The 24,619-nt window shown below is 48.9% G+C and carries 24 protein-coding genes and 1 pseudogene; 21 read left to right on the top strand and 4 right to left on the bottom strand.

Annotation, left to right across the window (positions count from 1 at the left end):
- Positions 1–91: 91 nt before the first annotated feature.
- The 10 genes and pseudogenes from EJE48_RS02300 to EJE48_RS12920 all read left to right on the top strand — a co-directional run bounded on the left by EJE48_RS02300 (position 92) and on the right by EJE48_RS12920 (position 9,700).
- The gene (locus tag EJE48_RS02300; protein WP_124984260.1) at positions 92–694 is read left to right on the top strand and encodes a hypothetical protein; all 603 of its coding nucleotides are present in this window, start codon (positions 92–94) and stop codon (positions 692–694) included.
- 147 nt (positions 695–841) lie between these two features.
- Positions 842–1,222 (top strand): GntR family transcriptional regulator, encoded by a 381-nt coding sequence (locus EJE48_RS02295; RefSeq protein ID WP_016406947.1) that lies wholly within the window; start codon positions 842–844, stop codon positions 1,220–1,222.
- Positions 1,219–2,067 (top strand): hypothetical protein, encoded by an 849-nt coding sequence (locus EJE48_RS02290; RefSeq protein WP_124984259.1) that lies wholly within the window; start codon positions 1,219–1,221, stop codon positions 2,065–2,067. Before EJE48_RS02295 ends, EJE48_RS02290 begins: the two co-directional genes overlap by 4 nt.
- A 13-nt stretch (positions 2,068–2,080) precedes the next feature.
- A complete protein-coding gene (locus EJE48_RS02285; RefSeq protein WP_124984258.1) occupies positions 2,081–3,604 on the top strand; it encodes a hypothetical protein in 1,524 nt (507 codons plus the stop codon).
- Positions 3,605–3,620: 16 nt separating this feature from the next.
- Positions 3,621–4,355, top strand: a complete 735-nt coding sequence (locus EJE48_RS02280; protein ID WP_118582997.1) for an ABC transporter ATP-binding protein — start codon at positions 3,621–3,623, stop codon at positions 4,353–4,355.
- 141 nt (positions 4,356–4,496) lie between these two features.
- Positions 4,497–6,733: pseudogene (feoB, locus tag EJE48_RS02270) on the top strand (ferrous iron transport protein B).
- A 12-nt stretch (positions 6,734–6,745) separates the two neighbouring features.
- The gene (locus EJE48_RS02265; RefSeq protein WP_118582991.1) at positions 6,746–6,877 is read left to right on the top strand and encodes a FeoB-associated Cys-rich membrane protein; all 132 of its coding nucleotides are present in this window, start codon (positions 6,746–6,748) and stop codon (positions 6,875–6,877) included.
- Between the two features lie 239 nt (positions 6,878–7,116).
- Positions 7,117–7,332, top strand: a complete 216-nt coding sequence (locus EJE48_RS02260; protein ID WP_016406941.1) for a FeoA family protein — start codon at positions 7,117–7,119, stop codon at positions 7,330–7,332.
- 144 nt (positions 7,333–7,476) lie between these two features.
- On the top strand, positions 7,477–9,501 hold the full coding sequence (gene feoB / locus EJE48_RS02255; RefSeq protein WP_016406940.1) for a ferrous iron transporter B: 2,025 nt from the start codon (positions 7,477–7,479) through the stop codon (positions 9,499–9,501).
- A 25-nt stretch (positions 9,502–9,526) separates the two neighbouring features.
- Entirely contained in the window at positions 9,527–9,700 is a 174-nt protein-coding gene (locus EJE48_RS12920) for a FeoB-associated Cys-rich membrane protein (protein WP_016406939.1), read from the top strand.
- Between the two features lie 467 nt (positions 9,701–10,167).
- Here the strand turns inward: EJE48_RS12920 and EJE48_RS02245 are convergent, their stop codons facing one another.
- Genes EJE48_RS02245 through EJE48_RS02235 form a run of 3 tightly spaced genes read right to left on the bottom strand, consistent with a single transcriptional unit; the run spans position 10,168 to position 11,556 of the window.
- A complete protein-coding gene (locus tag EJE48_RS02245; protein ID WP_016406938.1) occupies positions 10,168–10,581 on the bottom strand; it encodes a flavodoxin in 414 nt (137 codons plus the stop codon).
- A 47-nt stretch (positions 10,582–10,628) separates the two neighbouring features.
- On the bottom strand, positions 10,629–11,219 hold the full coding sequence (locus EJE48_RS02240) for a DUF3793 family protein (RefSeq protein WP_016406937.1): 591 nt from the start codon (positions 11,217–11,219) through the stop codon (positions 10,629–10,631).
- A gap of 52 nt (positions 11,220–11,271) precedes the next feature.
- Positions 11,272–11,556, bottom strand: a complete 285-nt coding sequence (locus tag EJE48_RS02235) for a DUF2325 domain-containing protein (protein ID WP_016406936.1) — start codon at positions 11,554–11,556, stop codon at positions 11,272–11,274.
- Positions 11,557–11,754: 198 nt separating this feature from the next.
- On the opposite strand from EJE48_RS02235, the gene EJE48_RS02230 reads away from it, so the two are divergent.
- The 5 genes from EJE48_RS02230 (at position 11,755) to EJE48_RS02210 (ending at position 16,189) form a co-directional block, all read left to right on the top strand.
- Positions 11,755–12,015, top strand: a complete 261-nt coding sequence (locus EJE48_RS02230; RefSeq protein ID WP_016406935.1) for an HPr family phosphocarrier protein — start codon at positions 11,755–11,757, stop codon at positions 12,013–12,015.
- 16 nt (positions 12,016–12,031) lie between these two features.
- Positions 12,032–13,708 carry a phosphoenolpyruvate--protein phosphotransferase gene (gene ptsP, locus EJE48_RS02225; protein WP_118582985.1) on the top strand — a complete coding sequence of 559 codons (1,677 nt, stop codon included), beginning with the start codon at positions 12,032–12,034 and terminating at the stop codon, positions 13,706–13,708.
- A gap of 255 nt (positions 13,709–13,963) precedes the next feature.
- Positions 13,964–14,755: a GTP pyrophosphokinase gene (locus EJE48_RS02220; protein ID WP_118582982.1), complete on the top strand. Its 792-nt coding sequence runs from the start codon at positions 13,964–13,966 to the stop codon at positions 14,753–14,755.
- Between the two features lie 16 nt (positions 14,756–14,771).
- Positions 14,772–15,461 (top strand): metallophosphoesterase, encoded by a 690-nt coding sequence (locus EJE48_RS02215; RefSeq protein ID WP_118582979.1) that lies wholly within the window; start codon positions 14,772–14,774, stop codon positions 15,459–15,461.
- A gap of 74 nt (positions 15,462–15,535) precedes the next feature.
- Positions 15,536–16,189 (top strand): hypothetical protein, encoded by a 654-nt coding sequence (locus EJE48_RS02210; protein WP_124984256.1) that lies wholly within the window; start codon positions 15,536–15,538, stop codon positions 16,187–16,189.
- Between the two features lie 44 nt (positions 16,190–16,233).
- Here the strand turns inward: EJE48_RS02210 and EJE48_RS02205 are convergent, their stop codons facing one another.
- Positions 16,234–16,884, bottom strand: coding sequence for a flavin reductase family protein (locus EJE48_RS02205; RefSeq protein WP_118582973.1), 651 nt, complete (start codon positions 16,882–16,884; stop codon positions 16,234–16,236).
- A gap of 144 nt (positions 16,885–17,028) precedes the next feature.
- Here EJE48_RS02205 and EJE48_RS02200 point away from each other — a divergent pair, with 144 nt between their 5' ends.
- The 6 genes from EJE48_RS02200 (at position 17,029) to thpR (ending at position 24,611) form a co-directional block, all read left to right on the top strand.
- Positions 17,029–18,366 carry an RsmF rRNA methyltransferase first C-terminal domain-containing protein gene (locus EJE48_RS02200; RefSeq protein WP_118582970.1) on the top strand — a complete coding sequence of 446 codons (1,338 nt, stop codon included), beginning with the start codon at positions 17,029–17,031 and terminating at the stop codon, positions 18,364–18,366.
- 110 nt (positions 18,367–18,476) lie between these two features.
- Entirely contained in the window at positions 18,477–19,940 is a 1,464-nt protein-coding gene (gene thrC / locus EJE48_RS02195) for a threonine synthase (protein WP_118582967.1), read from the top strand.
- 15 nt (positions 19,941–19,955) lie between these two features.
- Positions 19,956–20,951, top strand: coding sequence for a hypothetical protein (locus EJE48_RS02190; protein ID WP_118582964.1), 996 nt, complete (start codon positions 19,956–19,958; stop codon positions 20,949–20,951).
- A 343-nt stretch (positions 20,952–21,294) separates the two neighbouring features.
- A complete protein-coding gene (gene fsa / locus EJE48_RS02185) occupies positions 21,295–21,942 on the top strand; it encodes a fructose-6-phosphate aldolase (RefSeq protein WP_016406926.1) in 648 nt (215 codons plus the stop codon).
- A gap of 50 nt (positions 21,943–21,992) precedes the next feature.
- Complete coding sequence (tkt, locus tag EJE48_RS02180; RefSeq protein ID WP_118582961.1) at positions 21,993–23,975, top strand: transketolase; 1,983 nt, start codon at positions 21,993–21,995, stop codon at positions 23,973–23,975.
- An 87-nt stretch (positions 23,976–24,062) separates the two neighbouring features.
- Entirely contained in the window at positions 24,063–24,611 is a 549-nt protein-coding gene (gene thpR, locus EJE48_RS02175) for an RNA 2',3'-cyclic phosphodiesterase (protein ID WP_160117296.1), read from the top strand.
- Positions 24,612–24,619 lie beyond the last annotated feature (8 nt).

Here is a 24,619-nt window from a genome sequence, read left to right as displayed (position 1 = left end):
GAATTTCCAAGTCCTTTTTTCTGTACATCTTTAAATGAGATTGACGGTGCTTCCCTTTATTGGTATGCTGAAAAAAAGGAGGGCTGCCCGTATGAAAAGGAAACTGTTGCTTTGCCTGAGCCTGCTCCTGCTGACAGGCTGTGCAGGGGAAGCATCCATGACGCTAACGCCAAAAAAACTCAAAACGCAAACGGAGAATGTACTCCATATTCTGAATTGGAACGGAAAATTCTACGATTTTCAGGGGAGAGAGCCAATCAAGCAGGCAACCTTCCAAACGTGGAGTCTGACAAAGGATGGAGCATGGGAGCCAATCGGCACATCTGAGGAGCTGATACACGAGAAAAGCAAGGCAAGCTTTGCACTTTCCGTCGGGAATGATATCCGAGATGGATACAATGTTGCAGTAGCGGATGATGCGTTTCAAAAGGCGGAAAGCGGCAATTTCGCACCTGTCGAAAGAAGCATTGCCACGATGCCCTGGGAACGGCGCATTTACTGGACAGATGGCGGCGCAGTTGTATACGGACAGCCGATACCGCTTTTGTACCAGATGGATGCTGTGTATTGCTATGAGGAATTTCATGGGGATTTGTGGAAAAATCCAAAGGAATTTCTGGAAATGGGCTGGCAGGCATATACAGAAGAGGATTGGCACATTTCCTGTATTACGGTGACATTTGAACAGGAATAAATCAAAGGGACTTGGCATTTCCAAGTCCTTTTTTCTGTGCAAAATTCTTACAATTTTCTGAAAACCATTGACGGACGGGTGTATTATGGCTATAATACAGTTAAGAAGTGTATGACTCAAGTAATACAGTTGAAAGGAGGAAAACCTGTGCTTGATTTCAGAAAGCTGGAATTGAATACCACAGAACCGGTCTATGTGCAGATTGTTTCCTTCGTAAAGCGGCAGATTTTCACAGGAGCGGCGGAAAAGGGCGAATCCCTTCCCTCGCGCAGAGAGCTTGCGGCAATTTTAAAAATCAATCCCAATACGGTACAGAAGGCGTTCCGGCTCATGGAGGAGGAAAAAATCATAGAAACACCGCCCCATGCCGTCAGCGTCATTCATTGGGATGATACTGTTTTCGCAAGACTGCGGCGCGAGCTGACTGCAGGCTTGGTGGCGGATTTTGTCGCACAGGCAAAGGAAAACGGACTGACATTGCAGACAGTAACGGAGCTGTTGCAGGAAGAATGGGGGGACGAGGTATGAAAAATGTATGGAAGCTGAGTAATTATCTGTATGGCTGGCTGTGGCAGAAATGGACAAAGGCTGTCACCTTGGTCAGCATGATTTTGGCGGTGTGCTTTCTCATTGCCGCCGCAGTGCCGACAGGAGACCCAAAGGCGTATGATTATTATCCCAAGGTGTTTCGCTCTTACGATATGGTGATTGACCATAGCCTGTTGCCGATTTTGTTCGCGCTTGGTCTGGTTTTGATTCTGATTGGGATTTTCGTGCAGATCAAAGGCTTTTCCACAAACGGCAAGGGAATTTATACCATGCTTCTTCTGCCCATGAAGCGGCATGAGGTCTATCTTGCCTTCGTGCTTTCCGCGGCGGCGGCAGTCGCGCTGTATTATCTTTTGTGGCTGGTGCTTATGGTGGCGGCGTATTTTCCGCTGATGTCCTTCTATAAAATGCAGGCGGCAAAGGAAATTTTCGTTCTGACGAAGGACAATATCGTCACAGGCTTGGATGCTTCCCGGACGAATGGGCTGTTTCTCGCATTCCACAGAAGCACCTTTCTGGATATGGTCTTTCCTTCCTCTTTCTGGAGGGTTGTGCCTGCGCTGGGCGGCTTGGCCTTAATCTTCACAGGCATTTTCTTCGCAGGCTTTTGTACGGAAAACAAAGTGACCGCTGTGCTTGGCAGTAGTGCGATGCTTCTGTGCGGCGGCTATTTGTATCTGCATGATGTGATCCGATATGTCACCTCTACATATTATGAGGCACCTATTGGCAGACAGCTGATTCTCGGCACAATCGGCTTAGTGGCAGCAATCTGGTGGCAGGATTCCATCGTGCAAAAGCTCGGCAAGCGAACCGATTTATAAGGAGGGGTGCAATATGAAAAAACGAAATCGTGTGTTGGAGGTTATCCTTTGCGCCGCTCTTGCGGTTGTGGTTTTCTGGGGCTATATGCTTGCGGCGAGGGATAACGGCGTATTTGCTCTTGAGGATATCGAAGGCGACAGAACCGCCCTCAATGCCTTTGCCTTTGAAGGGCTTGCAGGGGATGATAACGGACAGATTTACTATACATGGCAGAATGGTGAGCTGAAAACAAAATACTACGCCGCTACAGATGATGAAATGCGCTATATCATCCGACAGGAGCGAGACGGAAGCAAGGGTATCAGCAGATATTTCAAAAAAAGAAGTTTGGAGCGTTCTGATTATTTTTCGGATACAGAGTTTGCACCATCCAAGGATGCCAATGTCCGCAGGCTTTCCGATTTGGAGGATTTATCGGAGAGTACCAGAGAATATCTCGGAGAATATTTCGATGGGGATACCGTACAGGGCGTGACTGCCGATGCATTGGATGTTTACGGCAAAGTCAGAAATTATACCGGCGAAGAAACCCGTTTCTTTACAGGCTTGCAATTAAAAGGTGGGGAATATCAGGCTGCGAAGGTAAAGCAGGGAGATACAACGCATCTATCCTCTTGGTTTGACGGCAGGAATGAGGTTATCCTTTGTACCGTAAAGATGGACGATGCGAGGTATGCCATTCCCCGAACGGGTGCAGATGGGCAGGGAGAGGTTTCGATTTTCCGTATCCCGAAGGATGGTATGGCGGATTTTCCCTATAGCGGCGAGGATGCACTCTATTCCACAAAGCAGTATGGCAAGGCAGAGCCATTGCAGACCTTTTCCGTCAATGCCGAAAACCGCATTCTTTCGCTGGAAAAGGCAGGCGATAATCAGCTGCTTCTGGCAAGAACGGAGCAGGACGCACTGATTCTGGAATTGTATGATACCAAGGGCAAGCTGCTGGATCGTCTGGAAACAGGCGTGCAGAAGGTATCGGAATATAAGATTGACTTTGTCAATATGCTGCAGCGTGCGGATGGCTTGGTGCTTTGGCTGGATCTGAGCAAAACCTTCCAAGAGGATGAGGACGGCACGGTTCATCAACGGGTCGAAGGCACAAAATGCTTCGTTGTGCAGGAGAAATCCATTGCACAGATTGCGATAGACGGCGGTGCGGAATATGTAGATGTGCAGGATGGAAAGGTGCTGAAGCTGGATGGCACGAAGCCGGAGCATATTGCGGCGGATTATTTCGGATATATGATTGATGGGTATGAGATTACAGTGACGGATGCAAAAACAAATGAACTGCTCTATCGTGGCAAACTGAAAACAGATTTCGTTGAGGATTATAATGGAGAGCTTTATGCAATCAATATCGGGCAGAGAGAAAAGCCGCTGACCGAAAGAAGGGATGAAGAAAGCTGGATAAGATATAGCAGTATTGGCGTAAAAAAGAGATACTTCAAAATGCTTTTACCTGTTGACGGCACTGCGAAGCAAACAAGCTGGGTAGTAGGTCAAGAGGTGGAGAGCTTCGAGGTGGATTTTTAAGAAAGGGGGCGGAAATATGATTGAAGTAAAGCATATCTGGTTTTCTTATGAGCAATGGGGAGAGTTTGTGCTGAAGGATATTTCCTTCTCCGTAGAGAAGGGCGAGATTGTCGGGGTTCTGGGCGCGAATGGTGTCGGCAAGACAACCTTACTGAAAGTTCTGGCAGGGCTTTTGCCGCCCCGACCCAGAGAGAAGGAGCCGGAACGCGGTGTCTGGCTCAATGGCAAGCCAATTCGGGAATGTAATGCAGAAATCGCCTTCATCAGCGAAGCCGGCACCTATCTGAAGGATTTAACCCCAAGGGAATATGGTGCATTTCTGGCGGACTTCTACCCCTCTTTTGATATGGCGTATTATGAAAAGCTGCTGCACTTCTTCGGCTTAGAGGAAAAGCCAATCAAGAAGATGTCCAAGGGGCAGAAGGCAAAAGCCGAGGTTGCCGCAGGCATGGCGAAAAAGGCGCATATCCTTATCATGGATGAGCCCTTTATCGGGAAGGATATGTTCACCAGACAGGATTTCATGCAGGCATTGGCAGGCAGCCTAACAGGCGAGGAAACCATTTTCATCACCACCCATGAGATTGATGAAATCGAAAATTTCATCGACCGCGCGCTGATTCTCAAAAATGGCGAAATTGCGGCAGATGTACGGACGGATGCTTTGCGGCAGGAGAACAAAAGTCTCCAAAGCCTGATGAAAGAGGTCACAGGCTATAAAGAAGGAAACCTTGAGGAGCTTTTATCATAAAATTTAATTACGAACAGCAAAAAACACCGAGGTCTGTTGATCTCGGTGCTTTTGCTTCATTGACAGAAAAAGTTAGCCATGATATACTCAGTCTTAGAAAATTGAGAAAAATTATCATTAGATATGGAATCGAGGAATTTTATGACATTAAATGAGCTTCCTGTCGGGAAAGCCGCTGTTATTACGAAGGTAGGCGGAGCAGGTGCGCTGCGCTGCCGTCTGTTGGATATGGGGCTGATTCCCAAAACGAAAATTGTAATTACAAAGGTAGCGCCGATGGGAGATCCCATCGAGCTGCGTCTGCGTGGCTATACTCTGACCATCCGTATTGAGGATGCGAAGAATATTGAAGTGAAGGAGGGAGAATCCGCATGATTTTTGCATTGGCAGGCAATCAGAACTGCGGCAAAACGACCCTATTTAACCAGCTGACAGGCTCCAATCAGCATGTCGGCAATTTCCCCGGGGTAACGGTAGATCAGAAAATCGGTGAAATCCGCGGGCAGAAGGATTGCTCGGTGGTGGATTTGCCGGGAATCTATTCCATCCGTCCCTATACCAGTGAGGAAATCGTTACCAGAGATTTTATTCTGAATGAAAAGCCTGATGGCATTATCAATATTGTAGATGCAACGAATATCGAGAGAAATCTTTATCTGACCCTGCAGCTGATTGAGATGAACATCCCCATGGTTTTGGCACTGAATATGATGGATGAAATGCGTAATAATGGCGGCACAGTGGATATCAGCCGCATGAGTGAGGAGCTGGGGATTCCCGTTGTGCCCATCAGTGCGATTAAAAATGAAGGGATTGAGGAGCTGCTGCAAACGGCACTTCATGTTGCAAGGGACAGGCAATATCCGCAGATTTATGATTTCTGCCCTTCCGGCCCTGTGCATCGCTGTATCCATTCTGTCTGCCATCAGATTGAGGACCATGCGGAAAAGGCAGGCATTTCTGTCCGCTTTGCTGCAACAAAGCTGATCGAAGGAGATGCCTCGATTGCCGAAAAGCTGAGCCTTGACCAAAATGAATTGGAGCTGATTGAGCACAGCATCATCCAGATGGAGGAGGAGCATGGCATGGATAGAAATGCCGCTCTGGCAGACATGCGCTATGATTTTATCGAGAAGGTTTGCAGTGCAACCGTCATTAAGCCGCAGGAGAGCAAGGAGCATCTGCGCAGTGTAAAAATCGACAGTGTGCTGACGAATAAATACCTTGCGATTCCGATTTTTATTGTTGTGATGTTTCTGGTGTTTTATCTGACCTTTAACGTATTCGGGGCGTTTTTGAGCGACCTTCTGGCGGCAGGCATTGATTGGGTAACGGCAGTGGTGGATAAGGCGCTGACGGCTTATGGCATTAACCCTGTAGTACATAGCCTGCTGATTGATGGTGTGTTTGCAGGTGTGGGCAGTGTGCTGAGCTTTCTGCCGATTATCGTGGTGCTGTTTTTCTTCCTTTCTATTCTGGAGGATACCGGCTATATGGCGCGGATTGCCTTTGTGATGGACAAGCTGCTGCGAAAAATTGGTCTTTCCGGCAGAAGCATTGTGCCGCTTCTGGTTGGCTTTGGCTGTACCGTTCCTGCCGTTATGGCAACGCGTACCCTTTCCTCGGACAGAGACAGACGCATGACGATTCTGCTTACGCCGTTTATGAGCTGCTCCGCAAAGATTCCCATTTATGCGGTCTTTGCAGCGGCATTTTTCCCGCAGCGTGCGGCACTGGTGATGATTGGCTTGTATGCCGCAGGGATGCTTGTCGGAATTCTGATGGCATTGCTGATTGGCAAAACCGTTTTCAGAGGGAATCCGGTTCCCTTCGTTATGGAGCTGCCGAATTATCGTTTCCCTTCCGCAAAAAGCGTGTTCCTTCTCATGTGGGATAAGGCGAAGGATTTCCTGCAAAGGGCGTTTACGATTATCTTTGTGGCAACCGTGTTAATCTGGTTCCTGCAAAGCTTTGACAGCCGTCTGAATGTGGTGGCGGATAGTGCAGATAGCCTGCTTGCCATGATGGGGCATTGGCTGGCACCCATTTTTGCACCACTTGGCTTTGATGATTGGCGGATTCCCACAGCACTCATTACAGGCTTTTCCGCAAAGGAGGCGGTGGTCAGCACCTTGGGCGTTCTGACAGGAACCTCCATGGAGACCTTGGGAACGGCATTGACAGGATTGTTTACGCCGCTTTCTGCGATCAGCTTTCTTGTTTTTACCTTATTATATACCCCCTGCATGGCGGCGATTGCGGCAGTAAAGAGAGAGCTGGGCAGTGGTGTGTTGGCAGGCTGCGTCGTGGTGCTGCAGTGCGTGGTTGCGTGGGCAGCTGCCTTTTTGGTATATCAGGGCCTTTGCCTGTTGTTCTGAGGAGGAAGGCGCATGGGAATTTTGGATTACCTCATTCTTGCAGGAATTGCAGTCGGCATCCTTGCGGCAGTGCGGCATTTGAAAAGGAATCAGGGCTGTGGCGGCTGCGGTGGAGACTGTAGCCACTGTGAGAAGAAAAAATAGAAAAATTTTTGGCGAAATTTTCTTTTCAGCGTATTTCTATGGGATAAGTGCAAGAGGAAAAGAAGGGTATTTTTCTTTCCTCTGTGCACTTCTTTTTTTTACGGAAAAGCAGGCGGAAAAAATTTGCAATTTTTCACAAATAAACATTTTTTCTCAATAAGAAGGGGTTGACAGAGAAAATTAGTCATGGTAAACTCTAATTAAATTAGTTATAACTAACAAAAGAAGGAGAGGATCCAATGAACCTGACACATGTGCAAGAAGGCACAGAACATATCGTCAAGGCGATTGTGACAGATGATGAAGAAATGGATGCATTTCTTTTTTCTTTGGGCTGCTATGCAGGCGAACCTATTACAGTTGTAAGGCGTGTAAAGGGTGGCTGTGTGGTATCCATCAAGGATGGTCGCTATAATATCGACAATCATCTGGCAGAGGCCATTGAGGTAGAGTGAAAGAAAAAGTAAGAAAAAGAATGAAGTATAAGTGGTGGATTTATTCACCACATATATTTTGTGCTTTGGTTAGATTCAGCTAACCGAAGCGGGAAAACTAAAGGAGTAGAAAGAAGATCAAAAGCTCATAGGAGGAACAGAAAAATGAGAATTGCATTGGCGGGGAATCCCAACAGCGGTAAGACCACCATGTACAATGCGCTCACAGGTAGAAATGAACGTGTTGGTAACTGGGCAGGTGTTACGGTAGACAAAAAAGAATTTCACATCAAGAAGAATTTCTATGATGGCGCAGAGGAACTGATTGCAGTCGATTTGCCCGGTGCTTACTCCATGTCTCCCTTCACATCTGAGGAGAGCATCACAAGTACCTATGTTAAAAATGAACATCCCGATGTTATTATCAATATCGTGGATGCAACAAATCTGAGCCGTTCTCTGTTCTTTACAACACAGCTGCTGGAATTGGGTATTCCTGTTGTTGTTGCACTGAACAAGAGCGATATCAACGAAAAGAAGGAAACAAAGATTGATGAAAAGCTGCTGTCCGAAAAGCTGGGCTGCCCCGTTATCAAAACAGTTTCCGTTACCGCATCCGATAAGGGGCTTCTGGAGGTTGTAAAGGCAGCCGTAGCGCAGAAGGGCAAAGAGCAGAAGGCACCCTATTGGGAAGGTAATGTAGATCTGACCGATAAGAACGCAGTTACAGAATCCGACAGAAAGCGTTTTGAATTTGTAAACGGCGTTGTAAAGCAGGTGGAAACAAGAAAGATTCTGACAAGAGAGAAAAACAGTCAGGATAAGCTGGATGCTATTCTGACAAACCCCATCGGCGGTATCTTAATCTTCGTTGTGGTTATGTTCCTGGTATTCAATATCTCCCAGTCTCAGCTGGGGCCCTATCTGGCAGATATTCTGACAGGTTGGATTGAGTCCTTCCAGGGCTTCGTTGCAGATAAGCTTTCCGGCGCATCTCCCTTCATGCAGGCACTGGTAGCAGATGGTATCGTCGGCGGTGTTGGTGCCGTTGTCGGCTTCCTGCCTCTGGTAATGGTAATGTATTTCCTGATGGCTCTCTTGGAGGACTGCGGCTACATGGCACGTGTATCCATGGTTCTGGACCCCATCTTCAAAAAGGTTGGTCTGTCCGGTAAATCCGTCATTTCCTTCGTTATCGGTACCGGCTGTGCAATCCCCGGTGTTATGGCGGCGCGTACCATCAGAAACGAAAGAGAACGCAGAGTAACAGCAATGCTGACATCCTTCATGCCTTGTGGTGCAAAGCTGCCCGTAATCGCGCTGTTCGCAGGTGCATTCTTCGCAGACGCATCCTGGGTTGGTACCCTGATGTACTTCGTAGGTATTATTCTGATTTTTGTCGGCGCACTGCTGATTAACAAAATCGCAGGTCATAAGGTAAGAAAATCCTTCTTCATTATGGAGCTGCCCGAATACAAAATCCCCAGCCTGAAAAGAGCATTCTATTCCATGTGCTCTCGTGGTAAGGCTTATATCGTAAAAGCCGGTACTGTAATTCTGGTATGTAACACAGTCGTACAGATTATGCAGTCCTTCACATGGCAGCTGCAGCTGGTAGAAGAGGGCATGGAGCATACCTCCATTCTGGCTTCTATCGCTTCTCCCTTCGCAGTTCTGCTGATTCCTCTGGGCTTCGGCGCATGGCAGCTGGCAGCAGCAGCAATCACAGGCTTTATCGCAAAGGAAAACGTAGTTGGTACGCTGGCAGTTTGCTATGGTGTAACAAACTTCATTGATACAGAGGAATTGGCACTGGTAGGCGGCGGCAATCAGGTTGCAACCATTATGGGTCTGACAAAGGTAGCTGCTCTGGCATATCTGATGTTCAACCTGTATACACCTCCCTGCTTCGCGGCAATGGGTGCGATGAACTCTGAAATCAAGAGCAAAAAATGGCTGTTCGGCGGCATTGGTCTGCAGTTTGCAACAGGCTTCACAATCGCATTCTTCGTATACCAGATTGGTACACTGATCACAACCGGCTCTCTGGGCAATGGCTTCATCCCCGGCCTGATTGTGGTTATCCTGATCGCTGCATTCATTGCACATCTGATTGTGAAAGCAAACAAGAGTATTGCAAAGGAATATGCGCTTGGCAATAACATGAGCAATAGCGCAAAGAGCGCATAAGTTCGCATAAAAAGGAGTCATAAGTATGATAGATATTATCGTTGGTTTATTAGTGGTAATTATTATTGGTGCAGCATTGTTCTACATCAGAAAAGAGAAAAAGAAAGGTGCATGCGTAGGTTGCCCCTATTCCACACGTTGCCAGAAGCATCACCCCGGTGATTCTGACCACAGCTGTGACTGTCATACAGAAAAATAAATATCGAATCCTCTCTCCGCCCCTTGCAGGAATTTCCTGTGAGGGGCATTTTATATGTCCGTTTTGCAGAGAAGGCACGCCCTGTCCGCGCTGTAATTCCCTCTCTGACAGGCGTTCTCGGCGCAACCCGACTTCGCAGTCATCCAAACCCAAAAGTCTCTCTGACAGCCGCAGGGAGGCTGAATAAATCCCCATCCCAATCATCCAAAACATTATACCTCTTTCGCAGCGGAACAAGAGGGAAGAACACCACCACCGATCCAGTACACCGCCCCAAAGCGCGAAGAGCAGGGAAGTTAAAGAGGGTGGGAGCATGAGCAGGGGAGAGCATCCCGAAAAAAGCATAACAAAAACGAGCCCATTTGGACTCGTTTTCGTTTTTAGAGAGATAATAGAGTTTAAATTTAAGAGAGTTTATTTGAGGAGTTTTTTTATAGAAACATCTGAGTCAGATGCTATCTAACGAATTAGTATGCGCCGAAGCCTTCGCCGAATGCTGTGCACTGCACTTTTGCATCAGCATCGGGGAAACCGTTTACCATCAGACCATCGTCATACAGGTTCGCGCCTGTTTTTGTTGTTCTTTCTGCCCAGTCGCGCATCCACTGTCCGTCGCCCCAACCGTAGGAACCAAACAGAGCAACCTTTTTGCCGCCCAGCTTGCCTTCGATAGAGGAGAAGAAGGGATCAAATTCGCCTTCTTCCAGAACTTCGTCACCCATTGCGGGGCAGCCGAAAGCGATTTTGTCATATTCTGCAATATCGCCTGTGAACTGATCTACGGAGTACAGCTCTGTGCCTTCGCCCATACCTGCTGCGATTGCACTTGCCATTGCTGCTGTGTTGCCTGTGCCGCTCCAATAGATAACTGCTTTTTTCATAATGTTTTGCCTCCTAAGATGTAATTTTTGAGATGTAATTGTGTTTTTTATATCGCTGCGCCGGTGCGTGCCGGTGTCAAAAGAGACACAATATCTGCACCTGCGGAAGCTTGCTCCAAGAGTCTTTTTCTGCATCTGGCATAGCTGCGGAATGTATGCAGGGCGGCCTTGCCGTCGCCGTAAACCTTCCAGTCGCCAACCAGCTTGTAGTTATGCCCTTTTTCGCGAATGAATGCGAAAACGTCCTCTGCGGGGTAGCCGAAGAAGAACCCGATCTCGTGCGGAAATTCTGCGCCCTGAATGATACGCTTGCGCAGGATGCACAGGGTTTCATAAAGGGAGGCTTCCTCATCCGGCGTTTTGGGGTAGCCCTGCTTGATGAGGAATTCCTTTACAGCGGGCTGCTTGAAATAATGCAGCATCATATCCTTGCGGTAAACAAGAAGATATACCCGCTGTTTTTTGCAGTAAAGATATTCAACGGAAATGCCCAGGGGGGCAAGCTCTTTTTTATATCTGTCGATTTCCTTGCGATAGTCTGTCAGGCAGTTGATCGAAAAGGAAAACAGATTTGCCTGCTTTCTGCCCAAAAGGGCGGGGGAGGCAAAATATAACAGGTCTTTTTCAAAATCAGACATGAAATACCTCCTTATTAGTTAGCTATTGCTAACTTTTGGTGAAACATATAACTCAGGCACAACAATATTGACCCAAAATACGCTTTAATGCAGAAGAAGAACTGCTGTGGCTGCGCTCAATGGTAATATTGTTTTTTTCTGCCTCCTGTACTGCGCCGTTTACCATGATGTGGGAAACAGTGCTGGTGAAAAGGATAATCAAATCCGCCTGACCAATCTGTCCCTTGAAATTGCCGGGTAGCTGTGTAAATACTTTTCCTTTACAGTTGAATTTTTTACAGATATCCATGTATTGACGAACCATTCTGTCATGTCCGCCTACAATGACAACGCTCATGAGGATGACCTCCTTTCAAAGATTAGTTAGCCGTAACTAACTTATGCGCCTATCATAGCATGCGGAAAAAAGAATGTCAAGCAATTCCTAGGGAATTTATGTGAAAAAGATTCTCAAAAAGCCGCTTCCTTGAGAATGGCTCATATTTTTCGGGAAAGCAGAGAAACTAAGAAAAATGATTTTCGGGAGGGAAAAGAAATGATAGAACGAAAAGTGGTTTTAAAAAATCGGACGGGGCTGCATGCGCGTCCGGCATCGGAGCTGGTTGCCTTCGCGAAGGAATTGCCCTGCAGGGTTTATTTGGAGCATAACGGCAAAAAAGCCGCGGCAGACAGTATCCTGCAGCTTCTTGCGTTGGGGGCAAAGGAGGGCAGCGAGCTTGTGCTTTCTGCGGATGGCGAAGGGGATAAGCATTCTGTGGAAAAACTGGAAGCCTTTCTGGCGATTCTGGAGGGATAAGTCTGGAGGGATAAGCATGGAAGAAATCAGAACGGAGCCGCAGAGCGGCGGCATTGCCATCGGAAAGGCTGTTTTGCTGAAGCAGCCGGATTTGGCGGCGGAGCGGCGTGAAATCACTGCGGCAGAGGCGGAGAAGGAGCAGGCAGCATTTCGGCGGGCGGCGGAGCAGGTGAGGGAGTCACTGCGCCCGCTTGCACGAACAAACGCTATTTTTGCCGCCCATCTGGATATGGCGGAGGATGCAACGCTTTTGCAGGGCGTGGAAGAAAAAATTGCTGCAGGGAAAAATGCGGAGTGGGCGTTGGAGGAGGAAACAGAGGAGCTTTCCGGGATGCTCGAAAGTCTGGAGGATGCCTATCTGCGCGAGCGTGCGGCAGATGTGCGTGATGTATGCCGCCGGATGATGGCGGCACTCAAGGGAGTCTCGGAGACCTCCCTTCGGAATATCACCGAGAAGGCCATTCTTTTTGCAGAGGAGCTCCATCCCTCCGATACCGCTCAGATGGATTTTCGATACATCCGAGGGATGGTGACGGAAAAGGGCGGCACGACCAGCCACGTTGCCATTCTGGCGCGCAGTCTGGAAATCCCTGCCCTTCTGGGGATGGAAGGGATTCTGAAAAAGGTACGGGAGGGCGAAGCCGTCATTCTGGATGGAAAGGAGGGACGGCTGATTTTTTCTCCCGATGCCAAAACGCAGGCGGCGTATCAGGAAAAGCAGCAGGCGGAAAAGGAAGTGAAGCGGAAGCTGAAGGAAATGAACCGCCTGCCTGCTGCTACAACGGATGGGCGGCAGGTCGTGCTTTTTGCCAATGCAGGCAGTCTCAGAGATATTGAACTGGCGAAAAAGCATGGCGCGGAGGGCATCGGTCTGTTCCGCAGTGAGTTTTTATATATGGAAAGCAGCCGCTTCCCGACAGAGCAGGAGCAGTTTGAAATTTATAAGCAGGCGGCGGAAATGCTGAAAAAGCCGATTACCATTCGCACCTTGGATATCGGTGGGGATAAAAACCTGCCGTATTATCAGTTTGAAAAGGAAGAAAATCCGTTTCTGGGGTGGCGCGCCATTCGCTTCTGTCTGGATATGCGCGATGTGTTCAAAACACAGCTGAAGGCGATCCTGCGTGCCGCTGCCTTCGGGGATATCCGCATCATGTACCCCATGATTGTTTCCGTAGAGGAATTTCGTAAAGCAAATGCCATTTTGGAGGAATGTAAGGCGGAGCTGCGCGAGCGAAAGCTGCTGTTTCGGGAAAGCATCAGCACGGGCATCATGGTAGAAACGCCGGCGGCGGCTTTTATAGCGGAGGAATTGGCGAAGGAGGCTGATTTTTTCAGCATCGGCACGAATGATTTAACACAGTATATCCTTGCGGCAGATCGCGGCAACCAAAAGCTGACCAAGCTTTATAGCCCCTTTCATCCTGCGGTGCTGCGTGCGGTGGCAAAGGTAATCGCGGCAGGGCATAAGGAGGGCAAGGAGGTTGGGATGTGCGGCGAATTTGCGGCAGATGCAAGAGCGGTGCCGCTCCTTCTTGGCATGGGTCTGGATGAATTCAGCATGGCATCTAATGAAATTGCGGCGGTGCGCTATCAGGTGCGGGGGCTTGCCGCAAAGCAGGCTGCGGAGCTTGCGCGAAGGGCTCTGGCGGCAGGAACGGAAAAAGAGGTCAGGGGGTTACTGGAACGCTGAAATCGAAATGCTGAAATCGAAGTGGAAAATCAGTGGAAAAACACAGTGGACACATCTGCAAAAACGGCTGAAAAGATGTGTCCACTCGGTGTCCACTCTGTCCATAAGTCCGCAAAAGTGGACACCCTGTGGACAGCTGCTGAATTTTGGCATATTTTCGCCTAGTTTCAAAGAATCTCCCGTTGCATAGCCGCAGGATTTTGTAGTACAATAAAATAGAAGAGATATGGCAATTTAGTCGAAGGAGGAACCCCTTTGGAAATTATAAATTGGAAAGAATTACTTTATCCCTATGAGCAGGCGGTGGAGGAGCTGCTGCTGAAGTTCAAAAATCTGGATAAAGAATGTCGACATTTAGGCATTTATTCTCCTGTCGATTCTGTCACGGGCAGGCTGAAAACCCCTGCCAGTATTCTGGATAAGGCAGGCAGAAAGCATATCGCACCCGAGCATATCGAGGAGGAAATCGAGGATATCGCAGGCATTCGTATTCTCTGCCAGTTCGTGGAGGATATCCAAAAGGTGGTTGATATGGTGCGTTCCCGCCGTGATATGACCATCGTGCAGGAGAAGGATTACATAACAAATACAAAGGCGAGCGGCTACCGCAGCTACCACATCATCATCCGCTACCCGCTCAGTACGGCGCTGGGACCGAAGGAGGTTTTCGCGGAAATTCAGATTCGCACAAACGCAATGAATTTCTGGGCAACGGCGGAGCATTCCCTGCGGTATAAATACAGCGGCAACATTCCGCAGGAGCTGCAGGACAGACTGCATAACTGCGCGGAGGCGGCGTTCCACTTAGATCAGGAAATGTCTACGATTCGGGAGGAAATCACGAATGCACAGCGGCTGAATGAAATCCGCAGAAAGATGACCTCGAATATTCTGGATAACATCCAGAAGCTGCATTTTATGCTGAATCTGGAGGATATGAGCGCCATCAATAAGGAATTTTCGGATGTATGGAACAGCAACGATATTGATAAACTGCGCGAATTCAACGAAAAGCTGAATGTGCTGGTGGAGGTTTATCGGATATAAGAAAGGAAGAGAGAAAATGGCACTTTTTGCCATTGCAGACCTGCATTTTGCCTTTTCCGTGGATAAGCCCATGGATATTTTTGGGGAGAACTGGAAGAATCACAGTGAAAAAATCATCGCAAGCTGGAAGAAGTATATCACCGAAGAAGATACCGTTCTTCTGCCGGGAGACCTTTCCTGGGGGATGCGGATTGATGAAGCGGCGGCGGATTTGGATGTGATTTACAGCCTGCCGGGGAGAAAAATTCTGCTTGGCGGCAACCATGATTACTGGTGGAAATCCTCCTCAAAATTAGAGGCGAGATACCCCGGAATGCGGTTTCTGAAAAACAATTTTGATCGGTATGCGGATTGGCATATCTGCGGCACAAGGGGCTGGCTTTGCCCGAATGATGTGCAGTTTACGGAGCAGGATAAAAGGATTTATGAAAGGGAGCAGGTGCGGCTCAGGCTGTCTCTGGATGCCGCCATGCGCGATGGTGCGGAAAAAATCATACTGATGATGCACTTTCCGCCGATGAATGATAAGCAGGAGGATTCTGCATTTACGGCGTTATTTCGGGAATATCCCGTCAAAAAGGTGATTTATGGGCATCTGCATGGCGCGGCAAGCCATAAAACGGCATTTGAAGGAAAACGGGAAGGCATTGATTATGCGCTGATTGCGGCGGATTATATTGCGTTTTGTCCGAGGCGGATTTTATAAGGAGGAAGGCAAGTGAATATCGACAGGAAAAAATACAGATATTTCTTTGTGCCCTTTGGCCCGGCGGTGGCTATATGTACTTCGGCATGATGAAGAAGGGGACAATGGTGATGGCGCTTTTTACGGCGGTTACGGGGCTGACGCTGACGATTGGATGGAAATTCCTTGCGTTTTTGCTGCCCGTCATCTGGTGCTACTGCTTTTTCGATACCTTCCATGTTGCAAAGCTGCCTGAGGAAATCCGCGAATTTGAGGACCAGGATTGCTGGGATACGGTGGTTGCGTTTGTGAAAAGCGACCCGCTGAAGCGCTTTGAGGAAAAGAAAACACTGGCAGGCGTGCTGATTCTGCTTGCGGCACTTTATACGATGATTTATGGCGTATTTTTGCCGTTCTTCCGCTGGAGTGAGGAACTACGGCTGGTGCGGATGGCATTGACGGCAATTCCCCCTGCGGTGATTGCAGTGCTGTTATTTATGGTCGGCAGAAATATTTTGCAGAAGGAGCAGGACAGAAAGGATGCCGAGGCAGGCATTGCGGAGACGGATGCACCCGATGTGGAGGAGACTGCTCTGGAGGAAGGCAATGTAGAACAGCTGGTGGAGGCGGTTCTGGGGGCAGAAGCCGAAAAGGAAGCAGAAGAAACGGCGGAAGCGGAAGAAGTTGAAGCAGAAAATGCCGATAAAGCAGAAGAAACAGAAAAAACAGAAATCAAGGAAACGGCATAAATAAAAGGTCTCTTGGACGAAATATCCAAGAGACCTTTTTGCTGTTATTTTTTCTTTGATTTTTTCTTTACGGATGATTTTTTCGTTTTGCCCTTTGCAGGCTTTTTTTCGGGTTTTTTGACGGGTTTGGTTTCCTCTTTTTTGCGGACGGAATAGCCGAAGGTGCCGATTTTTCTGCCCAGACCGTAATACGCGCCATGCGAGTAGCAGATAGGCTTTGCACGGTCGAAATGGAACTTGCCTGTTTCATCTAAATATTCATCGCTGACCTGCACGGAAACAACCTCCGCGAGGAACATATCATGCGTGCCGAGGGGGATAATTTCCTTTACCTTACATTCGATATTTACAGGGCTTTCATAAATGATGGGTGCATTGACCTTTTCGCCCTTCTTTGCGGTGAGGTGCATGGCTTCAAATTTATCCAAATCTCTGCCGCTGCGCACGCCGCAGAAATCGCAGGCATACGCTAGCCTTTCCGTAACCAGATTGATGACAAATTCGCCCGTTTCCTTGATGATATTGTAGGAATGGCGGCTCGGACGGATGGAAACGTAGGTCATGGCAGGGTCGCTGTTGACAGTGCCTGTCCATGCTACGGTGATGATATTTTTCTGCTCCATTGTGCCGCAGGAGACCATAACGGCAGGGACAGGATAAATGACAGTCCCCGGTTTCCAGATATCTTTTCCCATAGTGCTGTACTCCTTTCATGGGTTTCTTACTGCTTATCTTAGTATGAAGCGAGGCGGTTTGTAAAGAGAAAAAATGAATTTTACTTGTAAAACCGACATGGCTTCGGTATGATAAAATCAAACAAAAACGATAGGAGAAGAACGATGAAGCTACCTTTAAAATATACCGAAACAATGAAAGCACTTCTGGGGGAGGAATATGACGCATATCTCGCCTCTTTTGACGAGGAGCGATTTTACGGACTGCGCGTGAACACGCTGAAGCTTTCCGCAGAGGAAATGGCGGCGAGGGGAGTATTTTCTCTTAGACCTGTGCCGTGGTGCGAAACGGGATTTTATTATGACGGGGCAGAACGCCCTGCCAAGCATCCGTATTACCATGCAGGGCTGTATTATTTGCAGGAGCCAAGCGCCATGAGCCCTGCGGCGACGCTGCCGATTGGGGAAGGAGACAGGGTGCTTGACCTTTGCGCCGCACCGGGCGGAAAAACCACACAGCTTGGCGCAAGACTGGGCGGAACGGGACTTCTGGTTGCGAATGACATCAGCGCAGGCAGGGCGAAAACGCTTCTGAAAAATGTGGAGCTTGCGGGAATACGCAATGCGATTGTGATGAGCGAAACGCCGGAGCGGATTGCGGAGCGGCTGCCGCATTTTTTTGATAAGATTCTGGTGGATGCGCCTTGCAGCGGCGAGGGAATGTTCCGTAAGGAGCCGGATATGGTGAAAAGCTGGGATGCGGAGATGCTTGCGTTTTGTCGCAGTGAGCAGGCGAAGATTCTGGAGGCATGCGCACCGATGCTCAAGGCAGGCGGGATGCTCCTTTATTCCACCTGTACCTTTTCGCCGGAGGAAAACGAAAAAAGCATTGGCAATTTTCTGGAACGCCATCCCGAATTTGAGCTGATGCCGATTGCAAAGAAAAACGGCTTTGCGGAAGGGCTTGCACCGTATACGGACTGCGCCAGACTCTATCCGCACAGGCTGAAGGGCGAGGGACATTTTCTGGCACTGCTGCGGAAGAAGGAGGCGGCAGAGGGCAAGGCGATTCCTGCGGAAAGTGGCGGATGGACAAAGGAAATGGATGCCTTTGGGGACTTTGCAAAGGAGGTTTTGCAGGAGAAGCCGAAGGGAATTTATAAAATTTACGGCGAGGGGCTGTATCTTCTGCCGGAAGGGACACCGAAGCTGGAAAAGCTGCGCGTACTGCGGACGGGATGGATGCTTGGAACGCTGAAAAAGGGGCGGTTTGAGCCTTCGCAGGCATTTGCAATGGGACTGCGTAAGGAAGAAGTGAAGCATACGGCGGATTTTTCTCTGGAGGATGAACGGGTGATTCGATATTTGAAGGGGGAAACGGTTGAGGCGGAAGGCAAGGATGGCTGGACACTGGTTTGCGTGGACGGGTTTCCGCTTGGCTGGGCAAAACGGCAGAAGGGACGCTTGAAGAATAAATACGCTGTCAGCTGGAAATGGGAATAAAAATGTGTACAATAGACAGACATTTGTTTGATTCCTGTTGACAAATGCGGAATCGCCTGTAAAATAGAACTATCATAGGCAGACATAAAAGAAAAGAAGGAGTGGAACAAATGGCATTGACATATATCGGTACAAGAGACAGAAGCATCAAGGCAACAGCGTCCGAGGCGATTCTGCGGGGGATTTGTCCCGATGGGGGGCTGTATATTCCGGAGGAGATTCCCAAAATGGAGAAATCCTTGGAGGAACTGGGAAGGCTGGACTATCGGGAGCTGGCGTATGAGGTGTTGAGCAAATTTCTGGACTTTACGGAGGAGGAGCTGAAGGCGTGCATCAGGGGGGCGTATGATGAGAAATTCGATACACCTGAGATTGTGCCTGTGGTGAAAAAGGGCGATGCACTGTTTTTGGAATTATTCCACGGGAGAACACTGGCATTTAAGGATATGGCACTTTCTATACTGCCCTATCTGATGAAAACTGCGGCGAAAAAGAACGGTCTGGATAAGGAGATTGTGATTCTGACTGCGACAAGCGGTGACACAGGCAAGGCGGCACTGGAGGGCTTTGCGAACGTGGAGGGTACAAGAATTATGGTATTCTTCCCGGAGGATGGGGTCAGCCCCGTGCAGAAGCTGCAGATGAATACGCAGGAGGGCGCGAATACCTGCGTGGTCGGCATTAAGGGGAACTTTGATGATGCGCAGTCTGCGGTAAAGAGCATTTTTACGGATAAGGAGCTGGAGCAGGAGCTGGCGGCGAAGGGATTCCAATTTTCTTCGGCGAACTCCATCAACATCGGCAGACTGGTGCCGCAGATTGTTTACTATTTCTGGGCATATTTGCAGGCGGTACGCATGGGCGAAATCAAAAACGGCGAGGAGCTGAATTTCACTGTACCGACAGGGAACTTCGGGGATATTCTTGCAGGCTGGTATGCGATGCAGATGGGGCTGCCCGTAGGACACTTCGTTTGTGCATCCAATGACAATAAGGTGCTGTACGATTTCTTCCGCACAGGCGAATATAACAAAAACAGAGCCTTCCATGTAACGGTTTCTCCCTCTATGGATATTTTGATTTCCAGCAATCTGGAGCGTCTGCTGGCACACATGGGCGGACAGGCCGCGACAAAGGCGGAAATGGAAAGCCTGAATAAAACAGGGGTATATCATGCGGAGGTAACAGAAAAGAAAATCAGCGGCGAATATGCAACAGAGGCGGAAACCTTTGCGGCAATTAAGGATTTCTACGAAAAAACAGGCTATGTGATGGATACGCATACGGCGGTTGCCTATGCGGCATATCAGAAATATAAGGCGGAGAGCGGCGACGATAAGCCGATGGTGATTGTTTCCACCGCAAGCCCGTATAAATTCACAAAGGACGTAATGACAGCACTGGATGCGAAATACAAGGATGGGGATGCCTTTGCATTGCAGGCGGATTTGGAGAGAATCAGCGGTGTGGCTGTGCCTGCACCCATTGTGGGCTTGGCGCATAGACCGATTCTGCATAAGAACGTCTGCGAGAAAAATGAAATCAAGGAAGTTGTGAAAAACTGGCTGAAATAAAAAAAGGAGGCACGTATGGAAGAAAAAAAGCTTGAACATCCGGAGGAAAGACAGGACGAAAAGCAGGAGAAAAAGAAGCAGTATCCTGTGACACGCAGGGATTTTTACGGCTGTGTGATTATTCTGCTGATTGCGATTTTTTTGCAGGGGATGCAGACAAGAGCACTCATCCGCAGGGGGAATACACAGCTTGAAAACAGCATAGCAAACCGAATCTCAAGCGTGGAGAGCCGCATTGGCAACATCCCGAACAGCATTGAGACTGCATTGCGGGAGGCGGATAATCCCTTTCGGGAGAGCAGTGTGGAAATTGCAGCGGCAGATTTGAAGGCGAAGAAGGTAACCCTTCGCATGACGGTAATGCCGAAGGAATGGAAAACGGGGGATACCTCCTTGCAGTTCTATCTTTCCTGCGACGGCGGCGAAAAGATTGCCGTTGATGCGGCGGCAGGTGCAGACCATAGCTTTACGGCGGAAAAGGAAATTCCCTTTTGCGAAACAGCGGCGGTTACGGCAATCCTGCAAAGAGGAGATACGGAGTACCCCTTCGATTTGGGCGAAACGAGTGTAGCGGGTGCGGTATATCCTTATTTCAGCGGTGAGTTTTTGGGCAGCTATTCCTGGGTAGCTGTCGGCAAAGAGGCAACGGTCGGTGGAGACATCAATGTTGAGGTGCAGCCGAGCGACTGGATGATGCAGAAGGACAAGAGCCTGACGCTGAAAAATCCCGCGATTGAAATTTATGTGGACGGAAAACGGGTGCAGAAGCATAAGATGCAGGCAGAAATAGACGATACGGATTTTACACGCTACACCTACACGATTGAGAAGGCGTTTAAAGTGAAAGAAGGACAGTACATTGAGGTTTACTTCAAGGCGGAGGATGAAAACGGCTTGAAATATACCTATTTGGTAGACCGCTCTCATGTGACAAACGGCGATGTAGAGACGGCGGAGTCGGCGATTGAGGCGGCTGATTCGGTGCAGGAGGGCAGATTGAAGGTAGAATAAAATTAAGTTGAAAACGGGGTTTTCAACTTGCTGAGACAGAAGAATAAACCGTAGGTTCCGGCGGCGAATGCCTTGAAACCTACGGTTTTCCTCGGCGAAAGTAAATTTCGCCTGCGGATTCCGGTCGGGAAAACGCTTCGTTTCCCGAACCCTTCCGCGTTTTGCAAAAAAATCAAGCAGGAGGTTTCCTGCTTTTTTTGTTTCTTTGGCAGAAAAACGGAAAAGCATTGATTTTATTGCGTGCATGACGTAAAATAAAATCAGCATATTATGTGCGTTCGGCAGGGTGCCGGATGAAATGGATACTGATAAAAAAGATAAGATAAAAAAGGAGACAAGCATCATGAAAATGTTCATTGACACAGCCAATGTTGACCACATCAGAGAGGCAAACGATCTGGGCGTAATCTGCGGCGTTACCACAAACCCTTCCCTGATTGCAAAGGAAGGCAGAGATTTCGTTGAGGTGGTAAAGGAAATCACAACCATCGTAGACGGTCCCATCAGCGCAGAGGTGATCAGCCTTGACCACGAGGGCATGGTAAAGGAAGCAAGAGAGCTGGTGAAAATTCATAAGAATATCGTTATCAAAATTCCTATGACACTGGAGGGCCTGAAGGCGGTTAAGATTCTGGCGGCAGAGGGCGTAAAGACAAACGTGACACTGATTTTCTCCGCTACACAGGCACTGATGGCGGCAAGAGCAGGCGCAACCTATGTTAGCCCCTTCCTGGGCAGAGTAGACGATATTGGCTCTGTCGGGATGACACTGATCGAAGAAATCGTTGATATTTTTGATATCCACGGCATTGAAACAGAAATTATCGCGGCATCCATCCGCAACCCCCTGCATGTAATCGATGCGGCAAGAGCAGGCTGCCATATCGCAACCATCCCTTATAACGTGCTGATTCAGATGGCAAAGCACCCTCTGACAGATATCGGTATCGAAAGATTTCTGAAGGACTGGGAATCCGTACCCAAGAAATAAGACAGTTTTGAAACGGCGAAGAAAAATTGAAGCTTTTGGAGGAAAACCAAATGAATAATATGGACAACCTGACAATCAATACCCTGCGTTTTCTGGCGGCAGAGGCTATCCAGAAGGCAAAAAGCGGTCACCCCGGTCTGCCCCTTGGTGCGGCACCTGCGGCATATACCCTGTGGGCAAAGGAGCTGAAAGCAAACCCTGCAAACCCCAACTGGGATGACAGAGACAGATTTATTCTTTCCGCAGGACACGGCTCTGCACTGCTGTATTCCCTGCTGCATGTGTTTGGCTATGGGCTGACGATTGAGGATCTGAAAAACTTCCGTCAGAGAAATTCCCTGACACCCGGCCACCCCGAATATAAGCATACAACAGGGGTTGAGGTGACAACAGGCCCTCTGGGACAGGGCATTGCCAATGCGGTTGGTATGGCACTGGCAGAAAGCCATCTGGCTGCAAAATTCAACACACCCGAATTCAAGGTGGTAGACCATTACACATACGCACTCTGCGGTGATGGCTGCTTGCAGGAGGGCGTTGCCTCCGAGGCGGCTTCTCTGGCAGGGACAATGGGTCTGAATAAGATTATCGTACTGTATGACAGCAACCATATTACGATTGAAGGCGATACAGCAACCGCATTTGCCGAGGATGTGCTGAAGCGCTTTGAGGCTTACGGCTGGGACACACAGGAGGTTGCGGACGGCAATGATGTTGACGCAATTCAGGCAGCGATTGCGGCAGCGAAGAAATCCGACAAGCCCTCCATCATCAAGATTGAAACAAAAATCGGCTACGGCGCACCCAATAAGCAGGGCAAGGCTTCTGCGCACGGCGAGCCTTTGGGCGAGGAAGAAATTAAGCTGACAAAGGAAAACCTGGGCTGGCCCTATGCCGACAAGGAATTCTTTGTTCCTGAAGAGGTGAAGGCGCACGTTGCGGCAATCACGGCAGAGGGTGCAAAGGCGGAAGCAGAATGGAATGAAATGTTCCGCGCGTATGCAGAAAAATATCCCGAACTGGCGAAGGAATATGCACAGTGGCACAGCGACGAGCTGGCGGCTGATTTGCTCAATGACGAGGACTTCTGGAAGAACGAGGGCGACCTTGCAACCAGAGCGGCATCCGAGAAGGTATTGCAGAAGGTGGCAAAGGTAGTGCCGAACTTGTTTGGCGGCTCTGCTGACCTCGCACCCTCCAATAAATCTCAGATGAAGGACAGAGAATATTACAGCAAGGAAAACCCCGCAGGCTCTAATGTGCATTTCGGTATCCGCGAATTTGCGATGACAGCAATCGCAAACGGTATGTCTGTGCATGGGGGCGTAAGACCTTATATTGCAGGCTTCTTTGTATTCGCAGACTATATGAAGGCGGGGCTGAGAATGGAAGCACTGATGGGCTTGCCCGTAATCAGTATTCTGACACATGACAGCATCGGCGTTGGCGAGGATGGCCCTACTCATCAGCCCATTGAGCATCTGGCAATGCTGCGCAGCCTGCCCAATTACAATGTATTCCGTCCCTGTGATACAAGAGAAACCGCGGCGGCTTGGTATAATGCACTGCACAGCAAAGCAACACCTACCGCACTGATTCTTTCCAGACAGAATCTGCCTGCACTGGAAGGCACAGGCAAGGACGCACTGAAGGGTGCGTATGTGCTGAAGGATTGCGCGGGTACACCTGATGTTCTGCTGATGGCATCCGGTTCCGAGGTGGAGCTGATTTACAAGGCGGCAGACGAGCTGGCGGCAAAGGGCGTAAAGGCAAGAGTCATCTCCATGCCCTGCTGGGAGGTATTTGAAGCACAGGATGCGGCGTATAAGGAAAGCGTACTGCCCAAGAATGTGCGCGCAAGACTGGCTGTGGAAGCGGCGGCTGACTTCGGCTGGCAGAGATATATTGGTTTGGATGGCGACATCATCTGCATGAACGGCTTCGGTGCATCTGCACCCGCAGGCTTATTGTTCAAGGACTTTGGCTTTACGGTAGAAAACGTAGTAGAGAAGGCGTTGGCACTGGTAAAATAATAGTATTTTAAGGAAGGAAAAGGCTCTGTGCAGTCCTGCAAGATAAGGCTGTGCAGAGCTTTTCTTGAGAAAAGGAGGTGGATACGCTTGCGTACATTTATTGCGATTGAACTGGAGGAGGAAACCAAAGCACAGCTGGCAGAGGTGCAGGCAGAAGCAGAGAAGCTTTGCCGCAGGGGGAATTATACACCGAAGGAGAACTTTCATCTGACGCTGCATTTTCTGGGAGAGGTGCAGGAGGAGGATCTGGATTATCTGCATGAGGCAATTTACGAAACGGCACGCCGCAATCGTCCTTTCACGATGACGATAGATAAAATCGGCTTTTTTCCGAGAGGGAACAAGGGGATTTTATGGGCAGGGATTGAAAGAAGCAATCATCTGCAAAGATTGTTCAGCACGCTGGAAAAATCTCTGGAGCAGCAGGGCTTTGCGAGGGAGAGAAAGGGACTCAGCCCGCATATCACCCTTGGCAGAGAGGTGGAGTCACAGCGGAATTTTACTGACGTGCAGAGGGGTGTTCGGGTGGAGCCGATGCGTGTTTCTGTGAGAAGCATTTCGCTGATGGAAAGTGTCAGAAGGGGTGCAAGGTTGATGTATGTGCCTGTTTTCAGACAGAATTTAATCGGAAAATGAGACAGAAA

The organism is Anaerotignum faecicola (genome assembly GCF_003865035.1).
GTDB classification, from domain to species: domain Bacteria; phylum Bacillota; class Clostridia; order Lachnospirales; family Anaerotignaceae; genus Anaerotignum_A; species Anaerotignum_A faecicola.
This window is presented reverse-complemented; position numbering and strand designations above follow the sequence as displayed.